The organism is Caproiciproducens sp., from assembly GCF_053840905.1.
In genome coordinates this window covers 1-21,705 of the sequence record NZ_JBNLXQ010000005.1, presented here as the reverse complement: position 1 = coordinate 21,705, position 21,705 = coordinate 1, and the positions used below count along the sequence as shown (strand labels likewise).

Here is a 21,705-nt window from a genome sequence, read left to right as displayed (position 1 = left end):
TATTTTGTTCAAATCCATAAGGTTTTTATACAAAACCTCCAGCTTCAGCCGTTCATTCTATACAAGCCAGAACCCGACGATTCCGGTCAGGAGGCTAAACGCCATCCCTGCAATCACGTCTTTGGGAAAATGGATGCCGGCAAGGGGCCGGATAACGGCAATCAGCAGCGCGATCACCGACATTGCAATCCCGATGGGAGGCCAGATATACCAGCAGGCAACTGCGATAACAGTGACCGAAGCCACGTGCCGGCTCGGAAAAGACTGTCCTTTCTTTTCGCGGGGGATCAGCGGCTCTATCCCCAACTTTTCATACGGACGCGGCAGGTTCCAGAGCTTTCGCATCACGGTCACGGCGCCGAAAACGACCGCCGGTATCAGCAGCACCTTAAAGAAGCGCCCATCCCTGCGAACGGCCAGCACCGCCAGCAGGGCGGGATACGCGCAGTAAACAATCCGCGGCAGCCAGAGGTTCCATCGCTTCATGCCGCTTAACAGTACCGGATGAAGGAAAAACCATTGCCTGATTTTATCATATCGTTCCTTATTCAATAAAAATATCCTTTCCGCGGTCACGCCTCGGCTTATTTGACAAACCGGGGCTGTTCCGGGCCGCCCTCAGGTCCTTCCCCGGCGGGGCCGGGGGATCGTCGGACAAAAAACGGCTGACCTTCCGGTTTGCGGAGTGTCAGCCGTTTGAATTTTTCAGGATTTATCCGTAAAGAAGCTCTTATCTTTCGTGGAGGGGAACATAGTCCCTGTGGATGGATATGCTCTTGTACGCGGGGCGGATGATCTTGCCGACGTTGATCAGCTCCTCCAGTAAATGCGCGCTCCATCCGGAGATACGCGCCATGGCGAAAACAGGGGTGAAAAGCTCCGGCGGCAGGCCGAGCATATGGTAGACGAACCCGCTGTAAAAGTCGATGTTCGCGCTGACCCCCTTATAGGTTTTGCGCTCGCGTCCAATTACCTCCGGCGCCAGCCGCTCAACCAGAGAATAGAGCTTGTATTCCCTGGTAAGGCCCTTTTCTTCGGAAAGGCTCTTGACAAACTTCTTGAAAATATTCGCGCGCGGGTCGGAAAGGGAATAAACCGCGTGGCCCATCCCGTAAATCAGGCCGGCCCGGTCAAACGCCTGCTTATTCAGCAGCCTGCTCAGGTAGTCGGCGACTTTGTCCTCGTCCTCCCAATCGTCGATATTCTGCTTCATATCCTCAAACATCATCATGACCTTGATGTTTGCGCCGCCGTGCTTCGGCCCCTTGAGCGAACTGAGCGCCGCCGCAATGACCGAGTAGGCGTCCGTGCCGGAGGACGCGACCACGTGGGTGGTAAAGCTGGAATTGTTGCCGCCGCCGTGCTCGGCGTGCAGGACAAGAGCAAGGTCAAGGATGCGGGCTTCCAGGGCGGTGTATTGATTGTCGATCCGAAGCATGTACAAAATATTTTCCGCCACGGAGAGCTCCGGCTTGGGCGCGTGGATGAAGAAGCTGTAGTTCGGGTCCATGTCGTGGGCGTAGGCCTGATAGCCGTAGACCGCGAGCTGCGGAAAAAGCGCGATCATTTCCAGGCACTGGCGCAGCACATTCGGCAGCGAGGTATCGTTCGGCCTTTCATCGTAGGCATACAGAGTGAGCACGCTTCTCGCCAGCGTATTCATCATATCGAACGACGGCGCTTTCATGATAATGTCGCGCACAAAGTTGGTGGGCAGGGTCCTGTATTTGGAAAGGAGCCCTTTGAATTCCCGCAGCCTGCTCTCCTCCGGCAGTTCGCCGAACAGGAGCAGATAGGTCGTCTCCTCAAAGCCGAAGCGGTTTTCCGTGATAAAGCCGCGCACAATATCCTGAATATTGATGCCGCGGTAATACAGCTCCCCTTCGCAGGGCACGCTTTTGCCGTCGGCTTCCTTCGAAGAAATAATATCCGATATTTCGGTTAAACCGGTCAGGACGCCTTTTCCGTTAATATCGCGCAGGCCGCGCTTCACGTCGTACTTGGCAAACAGGGAAGGTTCGATCGTACTGTGGCTTTTACAAAGGTCCGTCAGTTCCAGAATTTCGGGAGTGACCGTAAAAAAGTCTGCGTTTGCTTTTTTCTCCATGTTTCATATCTCCTTTTCTTTACATTATACGCTATTCCCTTTGGGGAATTTTGGTGAGAATTCTGTTAACAATGCGAACCGCGGCGTTAAAATCCTGATAATCTGCTTCGCTGAAGCCGTCCATAGCCGATTTCAGCGCTTCGTCAAATTTTTCGCGTCCGTTGCGGATTTCCCTTGCGGTGATTTCCGAAACGGAAATCCGTATTTTTCGTCTGTCCCTTGTGTCCAGGCTCCGCACAATATGGCCTTCCTCATACAGCTTTTCAATCATGCGGCTCATCTGCTGGCGCGGCGTATGCAGGCTGGCGGCCAGCTCGCTCATCGTCATCGGTCCGTTCGCGCAAAGAACGCACAGCGCGTTCAGCTGCAGGCTTGTAAATTTTCCCCTGAAACGATCTTCAAAAGGCTTTGTCAACGCCCTTTGGACACAAATCAGAAAATGCAAAAGATCTTCATCGGCCTGCTGCTTCGCCATTTCACACACCCTTAATAAACTTTTCATGATAATAAACATTTGTTGATATTTTCATAGTATAACTTTTTGAAGACCGTATTTCAACCGGAATTCTGTGAACGCGCTGTTAATTTTGAGAAAGGGGGCAAAAAATACCCCCGCCGTCCGGCGAGGGTATGCCGTAACCTCTGTTCAACAGAGCTTCTTTAAAACGGAACCGGAGGTTTTCCGCTTGTTGGCGCTGCTCTCGTCATAGGTCCGTTTAAAATACTCCATATAGATCAGGTCGATCAGGAGCATCTGGCTGATTCTGGCCGACGTGGAACCGCCCTGAAGCGGGCCCTCGTTCGTACCGCACAAAATCACCACATCGGAATACGCGGTCAGCGGCGATTTTGCGAACCGGGTGATACAGACCACCCTGGCGCCCGCCTGTTTTGCCTGCTGCGCCACCTGGATCGTGTCCTTTGTGGCGCCGGAATAGGAAATGACAAACGCCAGATCCTCCGGCGAAAGGATGGAAGCGGCCATTGCCTGTAAATGCGCGTCGGCGTAATTGTGGACCTTCGGCGTAATCCGGACAAATCTGTCCACCGCGTCCATAGCGGTCAGCAGGGACGAGCCCACGCCGAAAAAATAAATCTGCTCCGCCCCGATCATATCGTCGACGGTCAGGGACAGCGCCTCAAAGTCCAGCAGCGAATACGTTTCGTTCAGCGCGTTGATATTGGTCTGCAGCACCTTTTTGGCTACGTCCTCAAGGGTGTCCTCCTGCGTGATTTTGCCCGACAGCATGGACGCGATCCGGCTGCCGTCCTCATCCTCCGAGATGCTCAGCGAAAGCAGCATTTTAAACTCCTGATAACCCTGAAGCTGCATGGTTTTGCAGAACCGGAACACGCTGGTGTCCCCCACCCCGCACGCTTCCGCAAGGTCGGTGATGGACAGGAACAAAACCCGTTTCGGGTCCTGAAGAACATAATCGGCCACCTTTTTTTCGGCCTTTGTAAAAAGGTTGTACCGGGCGTTGATTTTTAAAAGAAAGTCGCCGTTTGCCATCTTTCCGTCCCCTTCCACAGCGGTATGGCCGGGCGGATTGTTGGTCTGTCCGCCCCGGCTTTTTACAGATGATTTTTAAGAGAGGATGCCGTCGCGCGCTTCCAGATATTCGTCATAGGTGGAAATACGGTCGATGAGGCCGTCTTCCGTAATTTCGATCACACGGTTCGCGATCGTCTGGACAAACTGGTGGTCGTGGGAAGCGAACAGCACCACGCCCTTGAAGTCCGTCAGGCCGTTGTTCACGGCGGTAATGGATTCCAGGTCCAGATGGTTGGTCGGCTGGTCCGCCACAAGGACATTGGCGCCGAACATCATCATGCGCGAAAGCATACAGCGCACTTTTTCGCCGCCGGAAAGCACGTTTACCGGCTTTAAAACGTCCTCGCCGGAAAAGAGCATCTTCCCCAGAAAGCCGCGCAGATACGTTTCCGTCGTGTCCTTGGAATACTGCTCCAGCCATTTCAGGATGCTTTCCTCACAGCCGTTGAAATAAGCGGAATTATCCTGGGGAAAATACGACTGACTGGTGGAAACGCCCCACTTGAAGGTGCCCTCGTCCGGTTCCAGCTCCTCCATCAGGATTTTAAACAGCGTGGTGTTGGCGATCTCGTTGGAACCGACAAAGGCGATCTTGTCGCCCTTGTTTACGCGGAAGCTGACGTTATTCAGCACCTTCACGCCGTCAACGGTTTTGGAAAGGTCCGTGACCTCAAGAATTTCCTTGCCCGGCTCACGGTCCATGGTAAAGCCGACGTAGGGATACCGGCGCGAAGACGCGGGCATTTCCTCGACGGAAATTTTCTCCAGCAGCTTCTTCCGGGAAGTCGCCTGCTTTGATTTCGACTTGTTGGCGGAAAAGCGCTGGATAAAGTTCTGCAGCTCCTTGATTTTGTCCTCGGCCTTCCTGTTCTGGTCGCGCATGACGCGCTGCATCAGCTGGCTGGACTCATACCAGAAATCGTAGTTGCCCACATACATCCTGATTTTATTGAAATCGATGTCGACGATATGGGTACAGACGTTATTCAGGAAATGACGGTCGTGGGACACCACGATCACCGTTCCCTCATAATCCATCAGAAAGCTTTCCAGCCAGGCGATGGATTTATTGTCAAGGTCGTTGGTCGGCTCGTCCAGAAGAATGATGTCCGGCTGACCGAACAGCGCGCGGGCAAGCAGGACGCGGACCTTTTCCGTTCCCGTGAGGGCGCCCATCACGGAATCCAGCAGCGCATTGTCCAGGCCAAGCCCCTGCAGAAGCTTCCCCGCTTCGGTTTCGGCCTCCCAGCCGTTCAGCTCGGCAAATTCCGCTTCCAGCTCCGCGGCGAGGATTCCGTCCTCGTCGGTAAAGTCCTCTTTTTCGTAAATGGCGTCCTTTTGTTTCCTCACTTCGTACAGACGGTCGTTGCCCATCAGGATGGTTTCAAAAACGGTATAGGAGTCGTAGGCGTGGTGGTCCTGCCTGAGTACGGACATCCGCAGGCGGGGGTCAATGACAACGTCGCCCTTCGTGGGCTCCAGTTCGCCGGAAAGAATTTTCAGAAAGGTGGATTTTCCCGCGCCGTTCGCCCCGATGACACCGTAGCAGTTCCCGGCGGTAAACAACAGATTGACGTGTGAAAACAGGTTTTGGCCGTTAAACCCAAGGCCAAGGTCGGATACAGTAATCATAGTTCCTCCAATGTGAAAATAGAAAAAGATATATTTTTATATTTTAACATAAAACCGCTCAGAAAAATATAGCGGAAATTATGAACTAATCGCAATAACGCTTGTCATTTTTGAGGAACAATGCTACAATATGAAAAATAGAAACCGCATTTTCGCGCCAATTAGGAGGTATACCGGTGAAAATACAGGAATCGGGCGAAAATTATCTTGAAACCATACTGATTTTACAGAACAAAAACGGGTATGTCCGTTCTATTGACGTTGCCAATTACCTGGATTTTACCAAGGCAAGCGTCAGCCGGGCCATGAGTATTTTAAAAGAGGCGGGCTACCTTACCATGGAATCGAACGGCAACCTGGTCCTTACGGAGCTGGGGCGCGCAAAGGCCGGCTCCGTGTACGAGCGCCACAACCTGATCGCGCAGTTTCTGGAAATGACCCTCGGGGTCAGCAGCGACATCGCCCTGCAGGACTCCTGCCGTATCGAGCATATTATCAGCGAAGAAAGCTTCGACCGTATCAGGCAATATACGCGGGAGCATAGCCGCGACGGAGGTGCCGAATGAATTATATCACCGCACTGTGCCCTCACTGCAAAAAAGAACTGCAGGTGCCGGAGGACGCGGAGGATATTGTGTGCATGTACTGCGCGCAGCCCATTCATGTGAAATCGCTGCTCCCGGAAACCGGCCCGGCAGCGGACGGCGACTATCAAAGGCTGATGGAAGAAGCCTTTTCCCTTTTAAAGGACGAGAGCTTCATCGTGAAAAACGGGTTTAAAAACGTCAGGCAGAACGTTTACCCCGCCGAGTTTGAAAAATACAACAGCCTGATTTCCCCCGCTTTGAAAGCCTACTGCCTTGCCGCGGCGGGCAAGGACGAAGCGCCCGGCTTCTTTGCGAACGTTCTCTTTGACCGTTTTCGGAAAAAGATGGAAGAAAGCGGGATCAAAAAAGAAAGCGACCCCCGGCTCTTTGAATACCGCTACATGATCGTGGCCTTTACGGTGCCCGCCATCCTGGAACAGCACACTCCCGCCGCCGAAGCGCTTGCGGACAGCTTTTTAAAGGTCTGGAACGAGCATTACCCCAAAAACCCGCTGGGAAAATCAGACTATGACACCATCAGCGGCGGCTTCCGAAAAAAGCTGTGCTTTATCACCACCGCGGTCTGCTCCTCGCTCGGCAAGGGGGACGACTGCCCGGAGCTGAACGCTTTCCGCCGTTTCCGCGACGGCTGGCTTGCGGCCGCGCCGCGGGGCAAAGCCAAAATCGGCGAATACTATCTTTTCGCCCCGATGATCGTCAGCGGAATCGACCGGGCGGACAACCGTCAGGCCGTCTACCGGGAAATCTGGGAAAAGCACCTGTCCCCCTGTCTGAAATCGCTGGAGGACGGAAACCCGCGGCAATGCGCGGAGCGATACGAAGAAATGATGACGGCTCTCGAACAAAAATGGCTGAGCTGAGCGGCATTGAAAAAGCATAGGAAAGCGCGCGGTCCCGCGTTGCTGAACAGCCCCCCGATTGTTATTCAGTATGACATACTGAATAACAATCGGGTTTTTTTATCATCCGATTTTTTATAAAGCTGCAAAGCCCGGGGGCACAGCCGCTTACCTGATCCGGGAAGACATGCTGTAAATAATTTCAGCCATTTCCTTCACGGACCTGTTCAGGCCGTTTTTAAGCCAGTACTGTATCAGGCCGATGCTTCCGTTTACGACAAATACGAAATAATCCTCTTTGATGCTTACATTCGCATCCGCTGTGGCCGAGGGAGAAATCCCGCATTCCTGATAGATCAGGGTGAACAGCTGCTTCTGGAAATCGATATCGCCCTGCTCGCTCATCAGGACCTGAATATGCTTTCTGTTCTCGGCAAAGTATTGGAAAATCCCTTCGAGGACCTCCATTGATTCGTATTTGTCCGTTTTACCGATCAGACTGGTGAGCGCCTCCTTCACCCAGGAAAGCGTCTCGTCCTCAATCCTGCGAAGAAGGTCGTACTGGTCGGTATAATACGCATAGAAAGTCGTACGGTTGATGTCCGCGTTCTCACACAGCTCTTTGATGGTGATTTTTGTAATCGGCTTTTTTCCCATCAGTTCAAACAGGCTGTCCTGCAAAGTCATGCGCGTATAGCGCGTTTTTCGGCTCTCTTTCATTTCCTTCATAAAGCGCGTCTCTCCCCTCAGTTAACAATCGAATGCAATGGATTCTGTTCTGAAATCAACAGTAATACGGATTTTGTCGCAAACATTACAATCTATAAACATCTGACGGTTGCAAAATAAACACAGTGTCATTATAATGAGTTTCTAACCGAATGTCAAGAATGAGTATGGATTTCCTGGAAGGAATTTTCGAATATTGCCGCCGATCCTCATGCGCGGGGGAGTGCGGCCGGGGCATCCCGGCGGATCGGGCCATTGGTCCCATCCGGGCCAGGATCCAAAGGAAATCCGTCATTTTAATAGAAGCAGTTACATAACAAGGGAGAGCATTCATGGATTTTATCACATTTGAAAACGTGGAGCGGGAATACCGCGTCGGGGACGCCGTGATCAGGGCGGTGGACGGCGTCAGCTTCAGCCTCGGCAGCGGCACGTTCAACGTGGTGCTCGGGCAGAGCGGCGCGGGAAAAACCACGGTGCTCAACATGCTGGGCGGCATGGATTCGCCGACCGCCGGCAGGATCATCGTCAACGGAAACGAGGTCTCCGGTATGTCGGAGCGGGAGCTTACCGACTACCGCCGCACGCAGATCGGCTTTGTATTCCAGTTTTACAATCTGGTTCCGAATCTGACGGCGCTGGAAAATGTGCAGCTTGCCGAGGAAATCTGCGCCGACCCGCTCGACGCCCGGGAAATGCTGCGGCGCGTCGGCCTTGAAAAGCGGATGGACAATTTTCCCAGCCAGATGTCGGGCGGCGAGCAGCAGCGCGTCTCCATCGCGCGGGCGCTGGCGAAAAACCCGCAGATCGTGCTGTGCGACGAACCGACCGGCGCGCTGGATTCCGAGACAGGGCGCAAAGTCCTGCGGCTCATCCGCGACGTTGCGAGCGACCTTGGCAAGACGGTCATCATCGTCACGCACAACGCGCCGATTTCCGAGATGGCCCAGACGGTGCTGCATATGAGGGACGGAAAAATCGCCGAAACGGAATTTCACGAGCACCCCAAAGAGGTGGAGGAAATCCTATGGTAAAGGGCGCCCTGTTCAGGAAATCCCTGCGCGACATGAAGAAGTCGAAAGCGCAGTTTATCTCGATTTTCATTATGGCTGCGCTGGCCGTTTCCCTGATGACGGGCCTCGACAGCATCTGGTTTACCGTACAGAACCACGCGGACGCCATGTACCGCGCGACAAACCTTTCCGATTTTTGGGTGACCGTGCAGAATCCCTCGGAACAGCAGCTCTGGGGCATCCGTCAGATCGACGGGGTAACGCAGGCGGAGAAGCGCTTTTCCGCCGACGCGGATACGGATCTGCCCGGCAACCCCACCCTGCACATTTACGCGCTCAGTGACCGCAGCTCTCTTGACCAGCCGGAGATGCAGGAGGGGAAATTCGGCAAAAGCGGCGGCGCGGTGCTGGACAGCGTCTTTGCCAAGGCGCACAACCTGAAAGTCGGCGACCGGATCTCCGTCAAGCTGAACGGCGTCTGGCTGCGCCTGCCGATCGACGGGCTGGCGCTGAACAGCGAGCAGGTTTTCGCCCTGAAAAACTCCGCCACCGTCATGCCGGATCCGGCCGCATACGGTTTCGCGGTGATACGCTCCGGCATGCTGGAGAGCGTTTACGGGCAGAAGGTCTACAACCAGATCAGCGTAAAAACCGCGCCGGGCACCGATCTGATACAGGTGGAACAAAAAGCGAACGCCGTCATCGGCGACGGCCTCATCGGCATGACCCTTCAGAAAGACAACAGCAGCGTCAGCGGTGTGAGCGGCCGGGTTCAGCAGATCAAGTCGCTCTCCTTCATATTCCCGCTTCTGTTTTTCCTCATCACCGCGCTGATCACGCAGAGTACGATGACACGGCTGGTGGAAAACCAGCGCGGTCAGATCGGGATCCTGAAGGCTCTGGGCTACAGCAGGCGGAGCATCCTCTGGCATTACGCCTCCTACGGAGTCATGGTCGGCGCGCTCGGCGCGCTCACCGGCCTTGCGGCGGGGCCAAACCTCTTTGGCAGGTGGTTGGTGCCGCGGATGAAGCTGACGTTTTCCGACTACCGTATCAGCGTCAATTTCGCGCACTTTGCGTTTGCCCTCCTTCTGATCCTTCTGTGCACGGGAGGCATTTCGTTTTACGCCTGCTGGAAGCTTCAGGGGAACACCCCCGCGGTGCTTCTCCGGGAAAAGCCGCCGAACAAGGGAGACCACATCTTTCTGGAAGCTCTGCCGTCCCTCTGGCGGAAAATGAAGTTCAGCAGCAAGCTGATTGCGCGGAACACCCTGAAGAACAAGAGCCGTCTCATCATGAGCACCGTCGGCGTCATGGGCTGCACCGGTGTGATTATTGCGGCGCTGGGAGTCCAAAGCATGCTTTCGGGGATCAGCGAGCAAATGTACGAGTCCACCTTTGTCTATGATCAGAAGATCATCCTCGACACCACAAAGACCGATTCCCGCTACCTTAGCAACCTGGGGCTGGACGGGGTCGTACAGCAGCTGGAGGAATCCGCCATTGGGGTGATCGCCCCGGACGGCGAACGGAAAATGGAGCCGATCACCATCACAACCGGCGACAGCCCCCTGATCCATCTGCAGGACGTCGCCGGAGATCCTGTTTCCCTGCCGGAAAACGGGATCCTTATGAGCCGCAAGCTGTGTGAGACGCTCGGGGTCCAGCCGGGAGACAGCATCCGGATCAAGCGCACGAACGAAGGATATGTCTCCGTACCGATCGTACAGACGGCCTACTTTGCCTCCGGCCAGGGAATTTACATGACCGATACCTACTGGAAATCCCTCGGGGAGACCTTCAAGCCGACGGCCCTGCTCGTGAAATGGAACGGCGCGCCGGACCAAAGGTTCCTGGCAAGCGACGCGGTGGCGGACGCGACGACACGTGAAAACCAGCAGTCCGGTCTTGCTTCCAGCACACAGGTGGTGAACCTCGCGGTGATCATGATGATCGTTATGGGCGCGGCGCTGGCATTTGTGGTGCTGTACAATACCGGCATCCTCAATTTTGCCGAGCGGATCCGCGACCTTGCGACGCTGCGGGTACTCGGCTTCCGCCACCGGGAAATTCAGAATCTGGTGCTGATTGAAAATTATTTTTCCGTGCTGCTCGGCATGCTGTCCGGTATTCCCGTAGGGCGGTATCTGTCGTGGCTGATCGCAAGCAAAATGGGAGAACAGATGGACCTTCTGGGCAGCATCACGCTGCCGGACGTGCTGATCGCCGGGATACTGACCCTGTGCTTCGCCTGGATCGTCAACAATGTCGTAGCCCGGAAAATGAAACAGATCGACATGCTTGAAGCGCTGAAAAGCGTCGAATAAAAATAGATGGAGGAACCCATGAAGGATTGGTTTTTACCAGTGAAGGACTGGATCGTATCGCATAAAAAGGCGGCGTTGGCCGGGGCGTGCGCGCTCGCCGCGCTCTTCGTCGTACTCGGAATCTTTTTTCACCAGAAAAACGCCCCCGCCGCTCCGCAGAAGACGGATTCTGCGGCTTCGGCAGATCAGGCCGGAGAGATCGACGCGTGGGGCGAGGTGAAATACACCCGCATGGAGGACATCAGCGTCGACTTCCCGTCGATCGTGACGGATGTACTGGTGAAGGAGGGCGAGCGGGTCACGCTCGGCCAGCCGCTCGTAACGCTGGACCTTTCCGAATACAGCGGGAACGTCGAAAAGCTGAAGCAGCAGCTTGCCGCAAACCAGGCGGCGCTGCCCGCCGCCACGCAGGACACCGCCGCGCTGGAGGCCGACATTACCCAGACGCAGAGCCAAATCGCGCGCAAAACGACGGAATATAACAAGGGCACGAGCCCCGATTTGAAGCTCGCTCAAACACAGCTCGACACCGCGAAGCGCAACCTCTCGAACTACCAGGCGCTCTACAGCGCGGGCGGGGTCTCGAAGGAAACGCTGAACCAGTACAAGGACGCCGTGACCCAGGCCGCAGAAACCCTGCAAAAAACCAAAAACGCCCTGAAAGACGAGCTTGACCAGCTGAACGTCTCGCTCAGATCCAAGCAGGCGCAGCTTTCACAGGCAAAGCTCGGCAACACCGCGAATGTCGCGAAACAGCAGGGCGGCGTCTCCGCCGCGCAGGTGGATCTGGACGCCATGACGGCCAAAACCGCAAAAACCTATTTCAAGGGGAACCAGATCGTCTCCGATCTTAAAAACGGGATCGTACAGAATATCACCGTCAGCAGCGCGGCCCATCTGGGTGTGCAGGGCGCGCCGACCAAGGTGCTCCAGATCATCGACGCGGACTCCATCGCCATCAGCGCGGAGGTCGACGAAGAATTCATCGGCAGCGTGAAGGCCGGCGAAACCGTCAGGATCGTTCCGGCCTCGGCCCCCGACGCCTCGCTTACCGGCACGGTTACACAGATTCCCGACCTGGCCGTGGAGAAGGACGGCAAGCGCGTCGTGCGCGTGCTGGTAAAGCCCGACGATCCGAAGGGCCTGCTGAAGCCGGGCTACACCGTGGATGTTTATTTTTCAAAATGAATATTCCACAAAATAATTTTCTTCACAGCGATCAGACAAAAGTTTTATTGCAAAGGGAGGAAACCTTATGAACTTTCAAAAAATCACCGCAGGGCTGCTGTCCGTCTTTCTTCTGGCGGGAACCCCGGTTCCCGCGCTCGCCGACACGGCCTCCGACGCGGTCACAGCCGCTCCCCAGATCGTAAATGTAAATTACGCGGACATTGAGTTTCTCGTGCGTTCGGGCAATCAGACCATCCGCGCAAATGAAAAAACGCTGGACAGTCTGAACAGCAACGACGCGGCCGGGCAGAAGCAGCAGGAGCTCGCCGCCAGCCGCGCTTCCCTGCAAAGCGTGAGCGACCAGCTCCAAAGCGCTTACAATGCCGTCGCCGCTCTGCCCTCCTCGCCGGAGCAGCAAGCCATTGCATCATCGCTCCAAGGCAGTCTCGCGTCAATTGCAGCGATCCGTTCGATTCTGAGCGCCCAAAGCGATCAGCTCGACGTAAACGAGGACACCATCGACCAGACCGAGCTGCAGATGGACGACGCCGCCGACCAGATCGTCGTGGGGGCGCAGAAGCTCTATGTGACGTTTCACTACCTGAACGCGGAGCGCAATCAGCTGCTCAGGCAGCAGCAGGCGCTGGACGACACGCTGAAAATCACGCAGCTGAAAGCCGACCTCGGTCTCATTACGCAGACCGACCTGCTCAACGCCCGGCAGCAGAAAAACACATTGGCGGATACCCTCACCGCGCTGGCAAACCAGATGCGGACGGTGAAAAACAATCTTCAGGTGCTTCTGGGATACTCGTCCGATTACGACCTCTCGATTTCTTCCGCACCGTCGCCGGATGCAAATTTCTCCGCCGCAGTGAACGAGGCGGCCGACCGGCAGACGGCGCAGGGCGCAAACTGGACGCTGAAAGAAAAGAAGCTGGCGAAGGAAATCGCCGACGACAACAAGGATTCCAATCTGGATTCAACGGTCGACGACTATCGCGCGGCGTCGCTGAATTACGGCCTTGCGCTGAACACGTTCAGCGCTTCCTTCCAGCAGGTGTACAACGACGTGGCGGAAAAGCAGAGCCGCCTCGCCTCGGCGCAGGCGGCTTACGACGCGAAAACGAAAACGCTTGACGCCGTAAAGCTCCAGAATACGTTGGGGATCGCCTCGGTACTCGAACTGAAAAACGTGCAGACAGACCTGGACAGCGCGCAGGCCGCGCTCGATCAGGCGAAGCTCAATCTTTTTTCTTCCCAGGAGCAGTACCGCTGGGCGCTTCGGGGCGTGATCGGCACATCCACGCAGGAATAGTTCTCCGCATAAGGGGCGGTTCCACATATTCGGAGACCGCTCAAAACAGCCGACCGCGGATTTTCAACATAAATAAAATTACGGAAGCCCGTCATCCTGATTACACAGGCATGACGGGCTTTTCCTGAAACGCTTCCATTGTAAACGATGGTGACCGGGAAGCCTTACATACAAGGTTCCGAGGAAGCCACGGCAGCCGGGACGAAAAAAAGAGCAGTCAAAGCTTTCCTCGTTGGGATGACAACCACATTCCTCCGTGATATAATCAAAAAATACATGACTGGAACCAAACTACATATAGAATTGAACGAGGATGCTATGAACGAAAAAGAAATTGCAGAAATCCGCCGCCGCTTCCGTCCGGACAAGAGCAATATTACCCGGATACGCGGCTGTTACGTCAACGATCAGAAAGAAATCGTTTCGGAGTTCAGCCAGCCGCTGGGGTTAATGCCCCAGGACGAATCCGAAGAGCTGCTGGCCATTCTGAAAAAGACGCTGTCCGGGACGATTGGCAAGAACCTGATCGACATTGAATTTGCGACCCGGCAGGTTCTGGAAGGCGAAGAGCACAAGCTGCTGATGGCGCTCAAAGATTCCTCGCTGGAAAACGACGACGCCGTGAGGGAATTTTACGGGCGCGTGATTCAGACGCTCAATACGGAAGGCCATTACCTGATTCTTCTGGCTTACGACCAGTACGACGTTCCGTACTATACAAAAGACGGAGAAAAGCAGGAGGATTCCGCAGAGGTATTTTCGTACTTCCTGTGCAGCATCTGCCCTGTAAAATTAACAAAGCCGGCGCTTGGCTACTATGTTTCGGAAAACAGCTTCCGCAATATCCGGACGGACCGGGTCGTGTCGGCGCCGGAGCTTGGATTCCTGTTTCCGGCCTTCAACGACCGCAGCGCCAACATTTACAACGCCCTTTACTACTCCCGCAGCATTGCGGAGAACCATACAGAATTCGTCGACACCGTATTCAAAAGCGAGATCCCGATGCCCGCCGCCGCACAGAAGGAAACCTTCCGGGCCATTTTGGAGGACACCGTTGCCGAGGACTGCAGCTTCGACGTCGTGCAGGCAGTTCAGGGACAGTTGTCCGAAATGATCGAGGAGCACAAAAACAATAAAGAGGAAGAGCCGCTGGCCGTCTCCAAAAAAACGGTAAAGGGGATTCTGGAATCCTCCGGCGTCTCCGAAGAGCGCGTGACCGCCTTTGAAGAAAAGTTTGACACGGAATTCGGCGCCGATGCCGAAATCAGCCCTCAGAATCTGATTGACACAAAGCAGCTGGAGGTCCGCACTCCCGACGTGACGATCCGTGTCAATCCGGAGCGCAACGACCTGGTCGAAACGCGGATCATCGACGGCACCAAATACATTTTGATCCGCGCGGACGAAGGCGTCGAGGTAAACGGCGTGAACATCCATATTTCGTAACGGTTCTTCCGCTGCTCTCAGCGTCTGCCGCTTGTATGCCCGGGGAAAGATTACGGACTTTTGTAAAATGGGAAGAGCCGCCCGAATGAAATATTACGATACGGAGGATGAGGACGCTTCCTCTGATTGGCATTCTTTTACTTCTACTTTTTCAATCCCGTAAAATCCTATGATCAGGCCCAGCGCCGTAGCGATCAATCCCGCAAAAATCATTCCTCTCACACCGGAAAGATCCAGCAGCAATCCGCCGAGAAGACTTGCGGCCACGCCGCCAAGCGTGATCGCGCTTGTCATAAAGGCCTGCCCTTTTGCCAGGTCCTCTTTACGGATGATTTCATTTACATAATAGACGGAAGCGGGGATAAACAGCGCGTAGGAACCGAACTGAAATATTTGTGCCGCATACAGCGTCCGCACATCGGCTGCCAGCATCGTGAGCGCCGCTTTCACGGTAAAGAAAACGAGAGAAAATTTCAGGATGGAACTGCATCGGATCTTTTTCACCAAAAAACCGAACAAAACCATGGCGGGCAATTCTATCGCCGCCGCGATTCCGGTGGCGATTCCCATCTCCTTTGCAGTGCCGCCCACATTTTCGGTGATTTGTATCAGGTAATTATTGATCATGGTATGCGAACAAAACGTAAGGGATACGGCAATCATCAGCGCGGCAAATTTTTTGTTCTGCATAAAAAAGGAAAATGGATGCGCATCCGCTTTTTTCGGCTCGCTTGTTTCCATATTTTCCGGACAAGCCGTATCGCTTTCGGTATCAGCGGACCGCTCCTTTGTAAATGTATAAATTACAATCCCCAGCGCCAGATAAAGGCCCGTGGAAATAACCGGCAGAAGGCCGGTGCCGAAGCTGTCCACAAGGATTCCCAGCAAAACGGATAATACCGCGTAGGAAATAGAACCCATTCCTCTGGCAAGGCCGAAATTGATTCCGATCCCCTTATTAATGAACTGCATCCCGAGGGAATTGACCAGCGGCTGCAGCGTATACAGAACGGCGGATTCCAGCGTAAGCAGAACCGCAAGTATAAAAAAACTCCCCGACAGAAAGGATCGGGCTGCCGCAAGCGCTCCCGCCGCTCCTGTCAGGACGACAATTAAATTTTTCATCGATATTTTTCTGGTCCTGTCGGCAAACGCCGCCACCGCGGGCTGCAGCAGTACCGCAAAAATATTCGCCAGCGCAAGCACCAGGCCGATCTGGCTGTTGCTGAAATGCTCGGACAATAAAAAGATGGATGCAAAGCCGAGGCTGCTGCAAACGATCGACCAATAAAAGCTGTGAGCAGCCGAATACTTCATGGTATATTTCAGATTGATGTCGATGTTCTTTATCTCCCCTCCGAATGTGCCGTACTGGTTTTATGAACTGATAAATTCCGCCTGTAAGACCTGCATTTTTATCTTTGATCCAACAGGCCGGATTTTTTCAAGCAGATTTTTATTGCGTTTTTGGATTGACGCATATTTCTTCTTTATTATACTTTTATTTTTCATCTTATTCAACCGGTTTCTTTTGCATGACAGGGATATGGGCCGCCCGGATTCATTTCCCATACAAAAAACGGGGCGGAATAAAATCCGTCCCGCTTTTCTATTTGCCTTTCCGGCTTCTGTACTCCTGATACAAAATATCCTTCAATACTAAGAAAGTATCCGCTTCGCTGAAGCCGAACTGTCACTTCAGGATTTTCTACCGGCCAGAACTGGAAATCTGTCAACGGAACTTAACATTCAGAAGTGCCGGTCACCCGCTCAGCGGTCCATAAAATTTTTCAGATACTCCGAAACGGACCGGTTCATCTCCAGTGAAAAATCGGACATGTATTTTCTTTTACAGAAAGCCTCTATACTCTCCAGCGAGCCATTCTCACCGTACATACGGAGCAGTTCTTCCGGCCGCATTTCCTTGTACGAATCCGTGTGGACGATATGCTCCTTTTCAAAGCGTCCGGGTTTTACCCTTTCCCTTTGCTGCTGAGTGGGATACCCGTAGACCACCATGGCGGCCGGGATAGTGTATTCGGGCAAAGAGAGAAGCGCCCGGACCTTTTCGCAGTTTTCCAGAATATCCCCGATATAGCAAGAGCCAAGCCCCAGCGAATGAGCCGCCGTCACGGAATTCTGCGCGGCGATCAGGGCGTCGGAGCAGGCGAGCAGCAGGTCGCCTGGTCCGGGTTTGCGGGGGGACAGCCCCGCGGCGCTGAACATTTTATACCATCTGTCATAATCCGCCGTGAAGACCAGAACGACCGGGGCCTTGGCAATAAACGGCTGATGATCGCAAAGGACGGATAACTGCTCCTTGATTTTGCCGTCCGTCACGTCGATGATCGTGTACAGCATCATGTTTCCGGCCGTAGGCGCCTCAAATGCCGAGGCGATGATTTCGTTTTTGACATCCTGAGAAACTTCCCGGTTCTCAAAAACCCGCACCGATTTTCTCTCCCGCAGTTGTTTTAAAACTTCATTTTCCAATCTCATTTTCCTCCTGACAGCTTTTGTGCTTATTATAACACACTTTCATCCATGAAGGGGCCGTTTTGCAGCGGCCCCTTCATGGATGAAAAAATTTTTTTGTTATTTCAGAGTCCACTCCGCGCTTTGCCGCTGCAGCTGAACCATCCGCGGATAAAGCCTTCCGCGCTTCATCAGTTCTTCCGGCTTTCCCTGTTCGGCCACAACGCCGTTGTCCAGCGCGACCAGATGGTCCGCGCCCGCGACGGTCCGCATCCTGTGTGCGATAATCAGCACGGTTTTGTCCTTGACCAGACGTGAAATCGCGGTCTGGATCTGGGTCTCGTTTTCCACGTCAAGGGAGGCGGTCGCCTCGTCCAGCAGGATGACCGGCGCGTCCTTCAGCAGCGCGCGCGCAATGGAGATGCGCTGGCGTTCCCCGCCGGAAAGGGTGGAGCCGTTTTCCCCGATCACGGTATGATACCCGTCGGGGAAGCGCCGGATGAACTCATCGCAGTTGGCGGCTCTGGCCGCGGCGTACACCTCCTGATCCGCCGCGCCCTTCCGCCCCAGACGGATGTTGTTGAGGATCGTATCGTTGAACAGCACCACATCCTGAAAGACGATGGCAAAGCTTTTCAGAAGCGTTTCCGGTTCCACCGTGGTCACGTCGACGCCGCCGACCGTTATTTTTCCGCGGTCCGCGTCCCAGAACCGGGCCGCCAGCTTGGCAGCCGTGCTCTTGCCGCCGCCCGAGGGGCCTATCAGGGCCGTAACCTCCCCCTGCTTCGCCGTAAACGATACATTGTCAAGAACCGTTTCCCCGTCGTTGTAGGAAAATCCCACATGGTCGAATACGATATCGTACCCCTCGGGGTCGTACCGGCTGCCGCCGGCCTGAACCGGATGATTTTCCAGCTCCTTCATACGCCGTATCTGGATCTGCGCATTGAATATTTCCGCCAGATACATCAGGCAGACGGACAGGGGATCGTACAGGCGGGAAACCGTCATTAAAAAGATCAGGTAAGTCAGAAAATCGGTCCGTCCCCGTGAAAGCAGGTTGGCTCCCACTAAAATAACGGTTGCGAATCCAAGCCGCAGAATCAGCTGGGAGGAGGAAACAAAAACACCCGTTATCAGCTCCGAACGGAGGGAAGCCGAAATGACCCTGTCCAGCTTCCGGTCAAGCGCCGAAAGATATTCCTCTTCCCGCCCGCACGCGCGGATATCGCGGACAGTCTCCAGACATTCCTGTACGCCGTCGGCGGCGGCCAGCTTGATATCGACCTTCCTGGTCCCCCACTTATCCTGAATCCTTCTGCTGCCGACGGTTACGGCCAGCGCCGCAGGAAGAACGATCAGAGTGGCAAGCGCCATCCGCCAGTCCAAGACGAACAGCCCGATCCCCACCAGCGCAATGGAAATAACGGACCCGAACAGTTGGGGAACCGCATGGGAAAAGGTGTGCTCCAGCTCCGTACAGTCGCCCATCAGCGTGGTGGTAAGCGCGCTCAGGTCGCGCTGTCCGAAAAAGGAGAGCGGCAGCGTCCGCAGCTTTTCCGCAAGCGTCACCCGGCGGTCCGCGCTTTCCTCGTATGCGGAAACATAGGTGTTGCAGTACTGAATGTAGTTCAGTATAAAAATAATAACCAGAAGCCCCACGGCAGCCGCCGTGTATTTCCAGACCTTTCCGGTATCGGGGGAGCCGCCGAACAGCGGCTTCAGGAGCTCCTGCAGGGTCAGGACCAGCAGGCCGACCGGCAGCATCAGGCCGATATCGGCCGCGGCGCTTGCGATAATCCCTTTTTTCAGGTCTTTGGCGCCCTGCTCGCTCAGGGCAAATATCTTACGAAACATAGGAAACCTCCTTGCCGACGCTCCAGGAAACGGAGCTCTGATAGTCGCGCCACAGCGAAGCGTAAATTCCGTCGTTTGTGAGAAGCTCTTCGTGCCGGCCTCTTTCCTCGATTTCACCGTTGGACAGCACCAGAATTTCGTCCGCGTTTTTCACCGTGGAAAGCCGGTGCGCGATCATCAGCACCGTTTTTCCCTTCGTCAGCTTTTCAAAGGCCACCTGAATCTTATGCTCGTTTTCCGGGTCGGCAAAAGCGGTGGCTTCGTCCAACACAATAATCGGCGCGTCCTTTAAGATCGCGCGCGCCAGAGCGATCCGCTGCTGTTCGCCGCCGGACAGGTAAACGCCCCTGGTCCCGATCACTGTCTGCAGGCCCTGCGGCAGTTTTTCGAGGATATCGCCGCACTGAGCCGCCCGGGCGGCCTTTTCCACCTCCGCCGCAGCGGCGTCCGGTTTCGCCGCGCGGATATTGTTGAAAACAGTATCCTTAAACAGGCGGGAATCCTGAAAGACAAAGGCGATCTGCTTCATCAGCACGTCCGGCCCGATGTCCCGCACGTCTGTCCCGCCGATTTTGACACTTCCGGCGTTTACATCCCAAAAACGGGGCAGCAGGCTGGCAGCCGTGGTCTTTCCGCCGCCGGAAGGACCCACCAGCGCAACCGTGGATCCGGCCGGGACGGTAAAGCTGACGTCGTTCAGAGCCGGGATTTCCGAACCGGAATAGGTGAAAGAAACATGGGAGAACTCTATCTGCGACCCGGAAGGCATCTTCGGCGTGTCCGGCTTCGGAAGCGGTTTTTCCTGCAGCAGGGAATCAACGCGGCGCACCGATTCCTCCGCAATCATTTTATAACTGGACATATACATGATCTTATTGATCATAGCGGAACAGGCCGGAGTAAACAGGAGATAAAAAATATAGTCCTGCAGAAACAGGCGGATGTCCGGCGCATACACGGCGAAAAGGAACCCCGCCGGAATCAGAAGAAAAAAAGTTCCGTTCAGGATGGTGGTAAAAGCGCTCATCGCTTTCTTAAAGGAAAGGGCGTAAGCGGAGACATATTTTTTATACTTCATGATGGAGCTGTAGAAGCTCTTGAAGGAATAGACCGTCTGCTGGAACACCTTTACCACGGGCACCCCGCGGACGTATTCCACCGCCTCATTGTTCATTTCCTCCAGCGAATCCTGATATACTTTCATAAAATCCACGGATTCCACGGTCATCATTTTCATCTGGATCACAAACCCAACGGCCAAAGGGACCAGGCACAGAAGGCCGAGCCGCCAGTCAAACACAAACAGCAGGACCAGCATGGTCACCGCCGTTACAACCGTCCCGCTCAGGTCGGGAAGCTGATGCGCCAGAAACGTTTCGGTCTGGCCGGAGTTTTCATCGATGATTTTCCTCAGCTTTCCGCTGCTGTTCAGTGAAAAAAAGCCCAGCGGAAGCGTGACCAGATGCCGCAGAGCCTGTGATTTCATATTTCTGGCCGTATGGAACGCCGCAAAATGGGAGCACATCAGCGCCGCAAAATAGAGAACGAAGCCCACCGCGAAAGCGGCCACCGCCCACCAGCCGTACAGGGCAAGGCTGCCGCCGTTGAGCGCGGACATGTCCGGGGCCGCACGCAGGACCTCACGGACACATAACCAGACGCAGACGAACGGCAGCAGCATAAAGACCGAACTGATCCCCGACAGGACACAGGCCGCCACAACAAGAGCTTTGTACTTCCCCGCAAACTCAAGCAGGCGCGGAATCCCCGTTTTTTGCTTATGCATAAATTTCCTCCTTCAACATACAAAATATTCAGTTAGCAATCGCTAACCATAAGTTATTGTAGAAGATGCAAAAAGGGATTTCCACTCCAAAAAGCCCCGGCTGCTCCGAAAGGCCAGCTATTTATTGCGGTATTCCGAGGGGCTCATCCCCATGATTTCTTTAAAGGCGGATGAAAACTTGCTGGGATTCTCGTACCCCACCCGTCCCGCGATCTCCGCTACGGTAAGCGTCCTGTCGCGCAGCAGCTCCGCGGCGGTCTGAACACGGTATTCCCGCCGGTAAGCCGAAGCGCCCTTTCCGTAAATGGATTTGAAACAGTTTTTTAGGCCCGTCAGGCTGATTCCGTGCTCCCGCGCCAGCTGTGCCAGCGTGATGTCCTTCTCGAGGGAGCGCGTCAGGTGGTCCCGGATATGCTTTACCTTCCGCACCTGATTCGCGTCATAATAAGGGATTGTTTCATAAGGAGAGGACGGCAAATCTTCCAGCACAAAAAGCAGCTCCAGTGTTTTCAGCCGCAGATATCCCGCCTGTGTTTCCCAGTCCGCCCGGTAGATATCGTCAAAAATCCGCTGTATCCGGTCCGGAGATTTCAGAACAAAGCACCGGTTTTCGGGACAGAGCTTTTCGCGCAGCCCGTCCAGATGAATCTGGAAGCCGGGCAGCTGTGCTTCAAAATATTTCCCGGCGGCCCAAAGATCCATAAAGACGGAGACGCCCTGATACATTTTCAGGGGAAAGCAGGTGACGCTGGCGGCGTTTTCCAGCATATTGACCGCGAGGTCCCCTTCGCCCATATAGACATAGGCGCCGCGCCTGAACTCACATTCAAAGCGGCCCCTCCG

The 21,705-nt window shown here is 54.6% G+C and carries 18 protein-coding genes; 7 read left to right on the top strand and 11 right to left on the bottom strand.

Annotation, left to right across the window (positions count from 1 at the left end; translation table 11 throughout):
• Positions 1-57: 57 nt before the first annotated feature.
• From ACQGQ5_RS06150 to ACQGQ5_RS06130, 5 genes are all read right to left on the bottom strand, one after another.
• Positions 58-552: a phosphatase PAP2 family protein gene (locus tag ACQGQ5_RS06150; RefSeq protein ID WP_455735680.1), complete on the bottom strand. Its 495-nt coding sequence runs from the start codon at positions 550-552 to the stop codon at positions 58-60.
• Positions 553-730: 178 nt separating this feature from the next.
• The gene (locus ACQGQ5_RS06145; protein WP_455735679.1) at positions 731-2,107 is read right to left on the bottom strand and encodes a citrate/2-methylcitrate synthase; all 1,377 of its coding nucleotides are present in this window, start codon (positions 2,105-2,107) and stop codon (positions 731-733) included.
• Between the two features lie 31 nt (positions 2,108-2,138).
• Entirely contained in the window at positions 2,139-2,582 is a 444-nt protein-coding gene (locus tag ACQGQ5_RS06140; protein ID WP_455735678.1) for a MarR family winged helix-turn-helix transcriptional regulator, read from the bottom strand.
• A 171-nt stretch (positions 2,583-2,753) separates the two neighbouring features.
• The gene (locus tag ACQGQ5_RS06135; RefSeq protein WP_455735677.1) at positions 2,754-3,620 is read right to left on the bottom strand and encodes a MurR/RpiR family transcriptional regulator; all 867 of its coding nucleotides are present in this window, start codon (positions 3,618-3,620) and stop codon (positions 2,754-2,756) included.
• A gap of 75 nt (positions 3,621-3,695) precedes the next feature.
• On the bottom strand, positions 3,696-5,294 hold the full coding sequence (locus tag ACQGQ5_RS06130) for an ABC-F family ATP-binding cassette domain-containing protein (RefSeq protein WP_455735676.1): 1,599 nt from the start codon (positions 5,292-5,294) through the stop codon (positions 3,696-3,698).
• A 176-nt stretch (positions 5,295-5,470) separates the two neighbouring features.
• On the opposite strand from ACQGQ5_RS06130, the gene ACQGQ5_RS06125 reads away from it, so the two are divergent.
• Entirely contained in the window at positions 5,471-5,860 is a 390-nt protein-coding gene (locus ACQGQ5_RS06125; RefSeq protein ID WP_455735675.1) for a metal-dependent transcriptional regulator, read from the top strand.
• Entirely contained in the window at positions 5,857-6,762 is a 906-nt protein-coding gene (locus ACQGQ5_RS06120) for a CFI-box-CTERM domain-containing protein (RefSeq protein ID WP_455735674.1), read from the top strand. The genes ACQGQ5_RS06125 and ACQGQ5_RS06120 overlap by 4 nt, the downstream gene beginning before the upstream one ends.
• 147 nt (positions 6,763-6,909) lie before the next feature.
• On the opposite strand, the gene ACQGQ5_RS06115 is transcribed toward ACQGQ5_RS06120, so the two are convergent.
• Positions 6,910-7,470 (bottom strand): TetR/AcrR family transcriptional regulator, encoded by a 561-nt coding sequence (locus ACQGQ5_RS06115; protein WP_455735673.1) that lies wholly within the window; start codon positions 7,468-7,470, stop codon positions 6,910-6,912.
• A 332-nt stretch (positions 7,471-7,802) separates the two neighbouring features.
• Between ACQGQ5_RS06115 and ACQGQ5_RS06110 the strand changes: the two genes are divergently transcribed.
• From ACQGQ5_RS06110 to ACQGQ5_RS06090, 5 genes are all read left to right on the top strand, one after another.
• Entirely contained in the window at positions 7,803-8,504 is a 702-nt protein-coding gene (locus ACQGQ5_RS06110) for an ABC transporter ATP-binding protein (protein WP_455735672.1), read from the top strand.
• Positions 8,498-10,810 carry an ABC transporter permease gene (locus tag ACQGQ5_RS06105; protein WP_455735671.1) on the top strand — a complete coding sequence of 771 codons (2,313 nt, stop codon included), beginning with the start codon at positions 8,498-8,500 and terminating at the stop codon, positions 10,808-10,810. The genes ACQGQ5_RS06110 and ACQGQ5_RS06105 overlap by 7 nt, the downstream gene beginning before the upstream one ends.
• 18 nt (positions 10,811-10,828) lie before the next feature.
• On the top strand, positions 10,829-11,998 hold the full coding sequence (locus ACQGQ5_RS06100; protein ID WP_455735670.1) for an HlyD family secretion protein: 1,170 nt from the start codon (positions 10,829-10,831) through the stop codon (positions 11,996-11,998).
• 67 nt (positions 11,999-12,065) lie between these two features.
• Positions 12,066-13,298: a TolC family protein gene (locus tag ACQGQ5_RS06095; protein WP_455735669.1), complete on the top strand. Its 1,233-nt coding sequence runs from the start codon at positions 12,066-12,068 to the stop codon at positions 13,296-13,298.
• Between the two features lie 318 nt (positions 13,299-13,616).
• Entirely contained in the window at positions 13,617-14,744 is a 1,128-nt protein-coding gene (locus tag ACQGQ5_RS06090) for a DUF4317 domain-containing protein (RefSeq protein ID WP_455735668.1), read from the top strand.
• A 93-nt stretch (positions 14,745-14,837) separates the two neighbouring features.
• Here the strand turns inward: ACQGQ5_RS06090 and ACQGQ5_RS06085 are convergent, their stop codons facing one another.
• The 5 genes from ACQGQ5_RS06085 to ACQGQ5_RS06065 form a co-directional block, all read right to left on the bottom strand.
• The gene (locus ACQGQ5_RS06085; protein WP_455735667.1) at positions 14,838-16,061 is read right to left on the bottom strand and encodes an MFS transporter; all 1,224 of its coding nucleotides are present in this window, start codon (positions 16,059-16,061) and stop codon (positions 14,838-14,840) included.
• A 453-nt stretch (positions 16,062-16,514) separates the two neighbouring features.
• Complete coding sequence (locus ACQGQ5_RS06080) at positions 16,515-17,243, bottom strand: nitroreductase family protein (RefSeq protein ID WP_455735666.1); 729 nt, start codon at positions 17,241-17,243, stop codon at positions 16,515-16,517.
• Positions 17,244-17,339: 96 nt separating this feature from the next.
• On the bottom strand, positions 17,340-19,076 hold the full coding sequence (locus ACQGQ5_RS06075) for an ABC transporter ATP-binding protein (protein WP_455735665.1): 1,737 nt from the start codon (positions 19,074-19,076) through the stop codon (positions 17,340-17,342).
• Positions 19,066-20,862: an ABC transporter ATP-binding protein gene (locus ACQGQ5_RS06070; protein ID WP_455735664.1), complete on the bottom strand. Its 1,797-nt coding sequence runs from the start codon at positions 20,860-20,862 to the stop codon at positions 19,066-19,068. Before ACQGQ5_RS06070 ends, ACQGQ5_RS06075 begins: the two co-directional genes overlap by 11 nt.
• A 117-nt stretch (positions 20,863-20,979) precedes the next feature.
• Positions 20,980-21,705 (bottom strand): helix-turn-helix domain-containing protein (locus tag ACQGQ5_RS06065; protein WP_455735663.1); only part of this gene is annotated, 726 nt, incomplete at its 5' end.

Coding starts and splice junctions, on each gene's coding strand:
- ACQGQ5_RS06080 (WP_455735666.1), bottom strand. CDS start 17,243: ATGAGATTGGAAAATGAAGTTTTAAAACAACTGCGGGAGAGAAAATCG.
- ACQGQ5_RS06120 (WP_455735674.1), top strand. CDS start 5,857: ATGAATTATATCACCGCACTGTGCCCTCACTGCAAAAAAGAACTGCAG.
- ACQGQ5_RS06070 (WP_455735664.1), bottom strand. CDS start 20,862: ATGCATAAGCAAAAAACGGGGATTCCGCGCCTGCTTGAGTTTGCGGGG.
- ACQGQ5_RS06135 (WP_455735677.1), bottom strand. CDS start 3,620: ATGGCAAACGGCGACTTTCTTTTAAAAATCAACGCCCGGTACAACCTT.
- ACQGQ5_RS06095 (WP_455735669.1), top strand. CDS start 12,066: ATGAACTTTCAAAAAATCACCGCAGGGCTGCTGTCCGTCTTTCTTCTG.
- ACQGQ5_RS06090 (WP_455735668.1), top strand. CDS start 13,617: ATGAACGAAAAAGAAATTGCAGAAATCCGCCGCCGCTTCCGTCCGGAC.
- ACQGQ5_RS06145 (WP_455735679.1), bottom strand. CDS start 2,107: ATGGAGAAAAAAGCAAACGCAGACTTTTTTACGGTCACTCCCGAAATT.
- ACQGQ5_RS06100 (WP_455735670.1), top strand. CDS start 10,829: ATGAAGGATTGGTTTTTACCAGTGAAGGACTGGATCGTATCGCATAAA.
- ACQGQ5_RS06105 (WP_455735671.1), top strand. CDS start 8,498: ATGGTAAAGGGCGCCCTGTTCAGGAAATCCCTGCGCGACATGAAGAAG.
- ACQGQ5_RS06115 (WP_455735673.1), bottom strand. CDS start 7,470: ATGAAGGAAATGAAAGAGAGCCGAAAAACGCGCTATACGCGCATGACT.
- ACQGQ5_RS06140 (WP_455735678.1), bottom strand. CDS start 2,582: ATGGCGAAGCAGCAGGCCGATGAAGATCTTTTGCATTTTCTGATTTGT.
- ACQGQ5_RS06085 (WP_455735667.1), bottom strand. CDS start 16,061: ATGAAGTATTCGGCTGCTCACAGCTTTTATTGGTCGATCGTTTGCAGC.
- ACQGQ5_RS06075 (WP_455735665.1), bottom strand. CDS start 19,076: ATGTTTCGTAAGATATTTGCCCTGAGCGAGCAGGGCGCCAAAGACCTG.
- ACQGQ5_RS06110 (WP_455735672.1), top strand. CDS start 7,803: ATGGATTTTATCACATTTGAAAACGTGGAGCGGGAATACCGCGTCGGG.
- ACQGQ5_RS06130 (WP_455735676.1), bottom strand. CDS start 5,294: ATGATTACTGTATCCGACCTTGGCCTTGGGTTTAACGGCCAAAACCTG.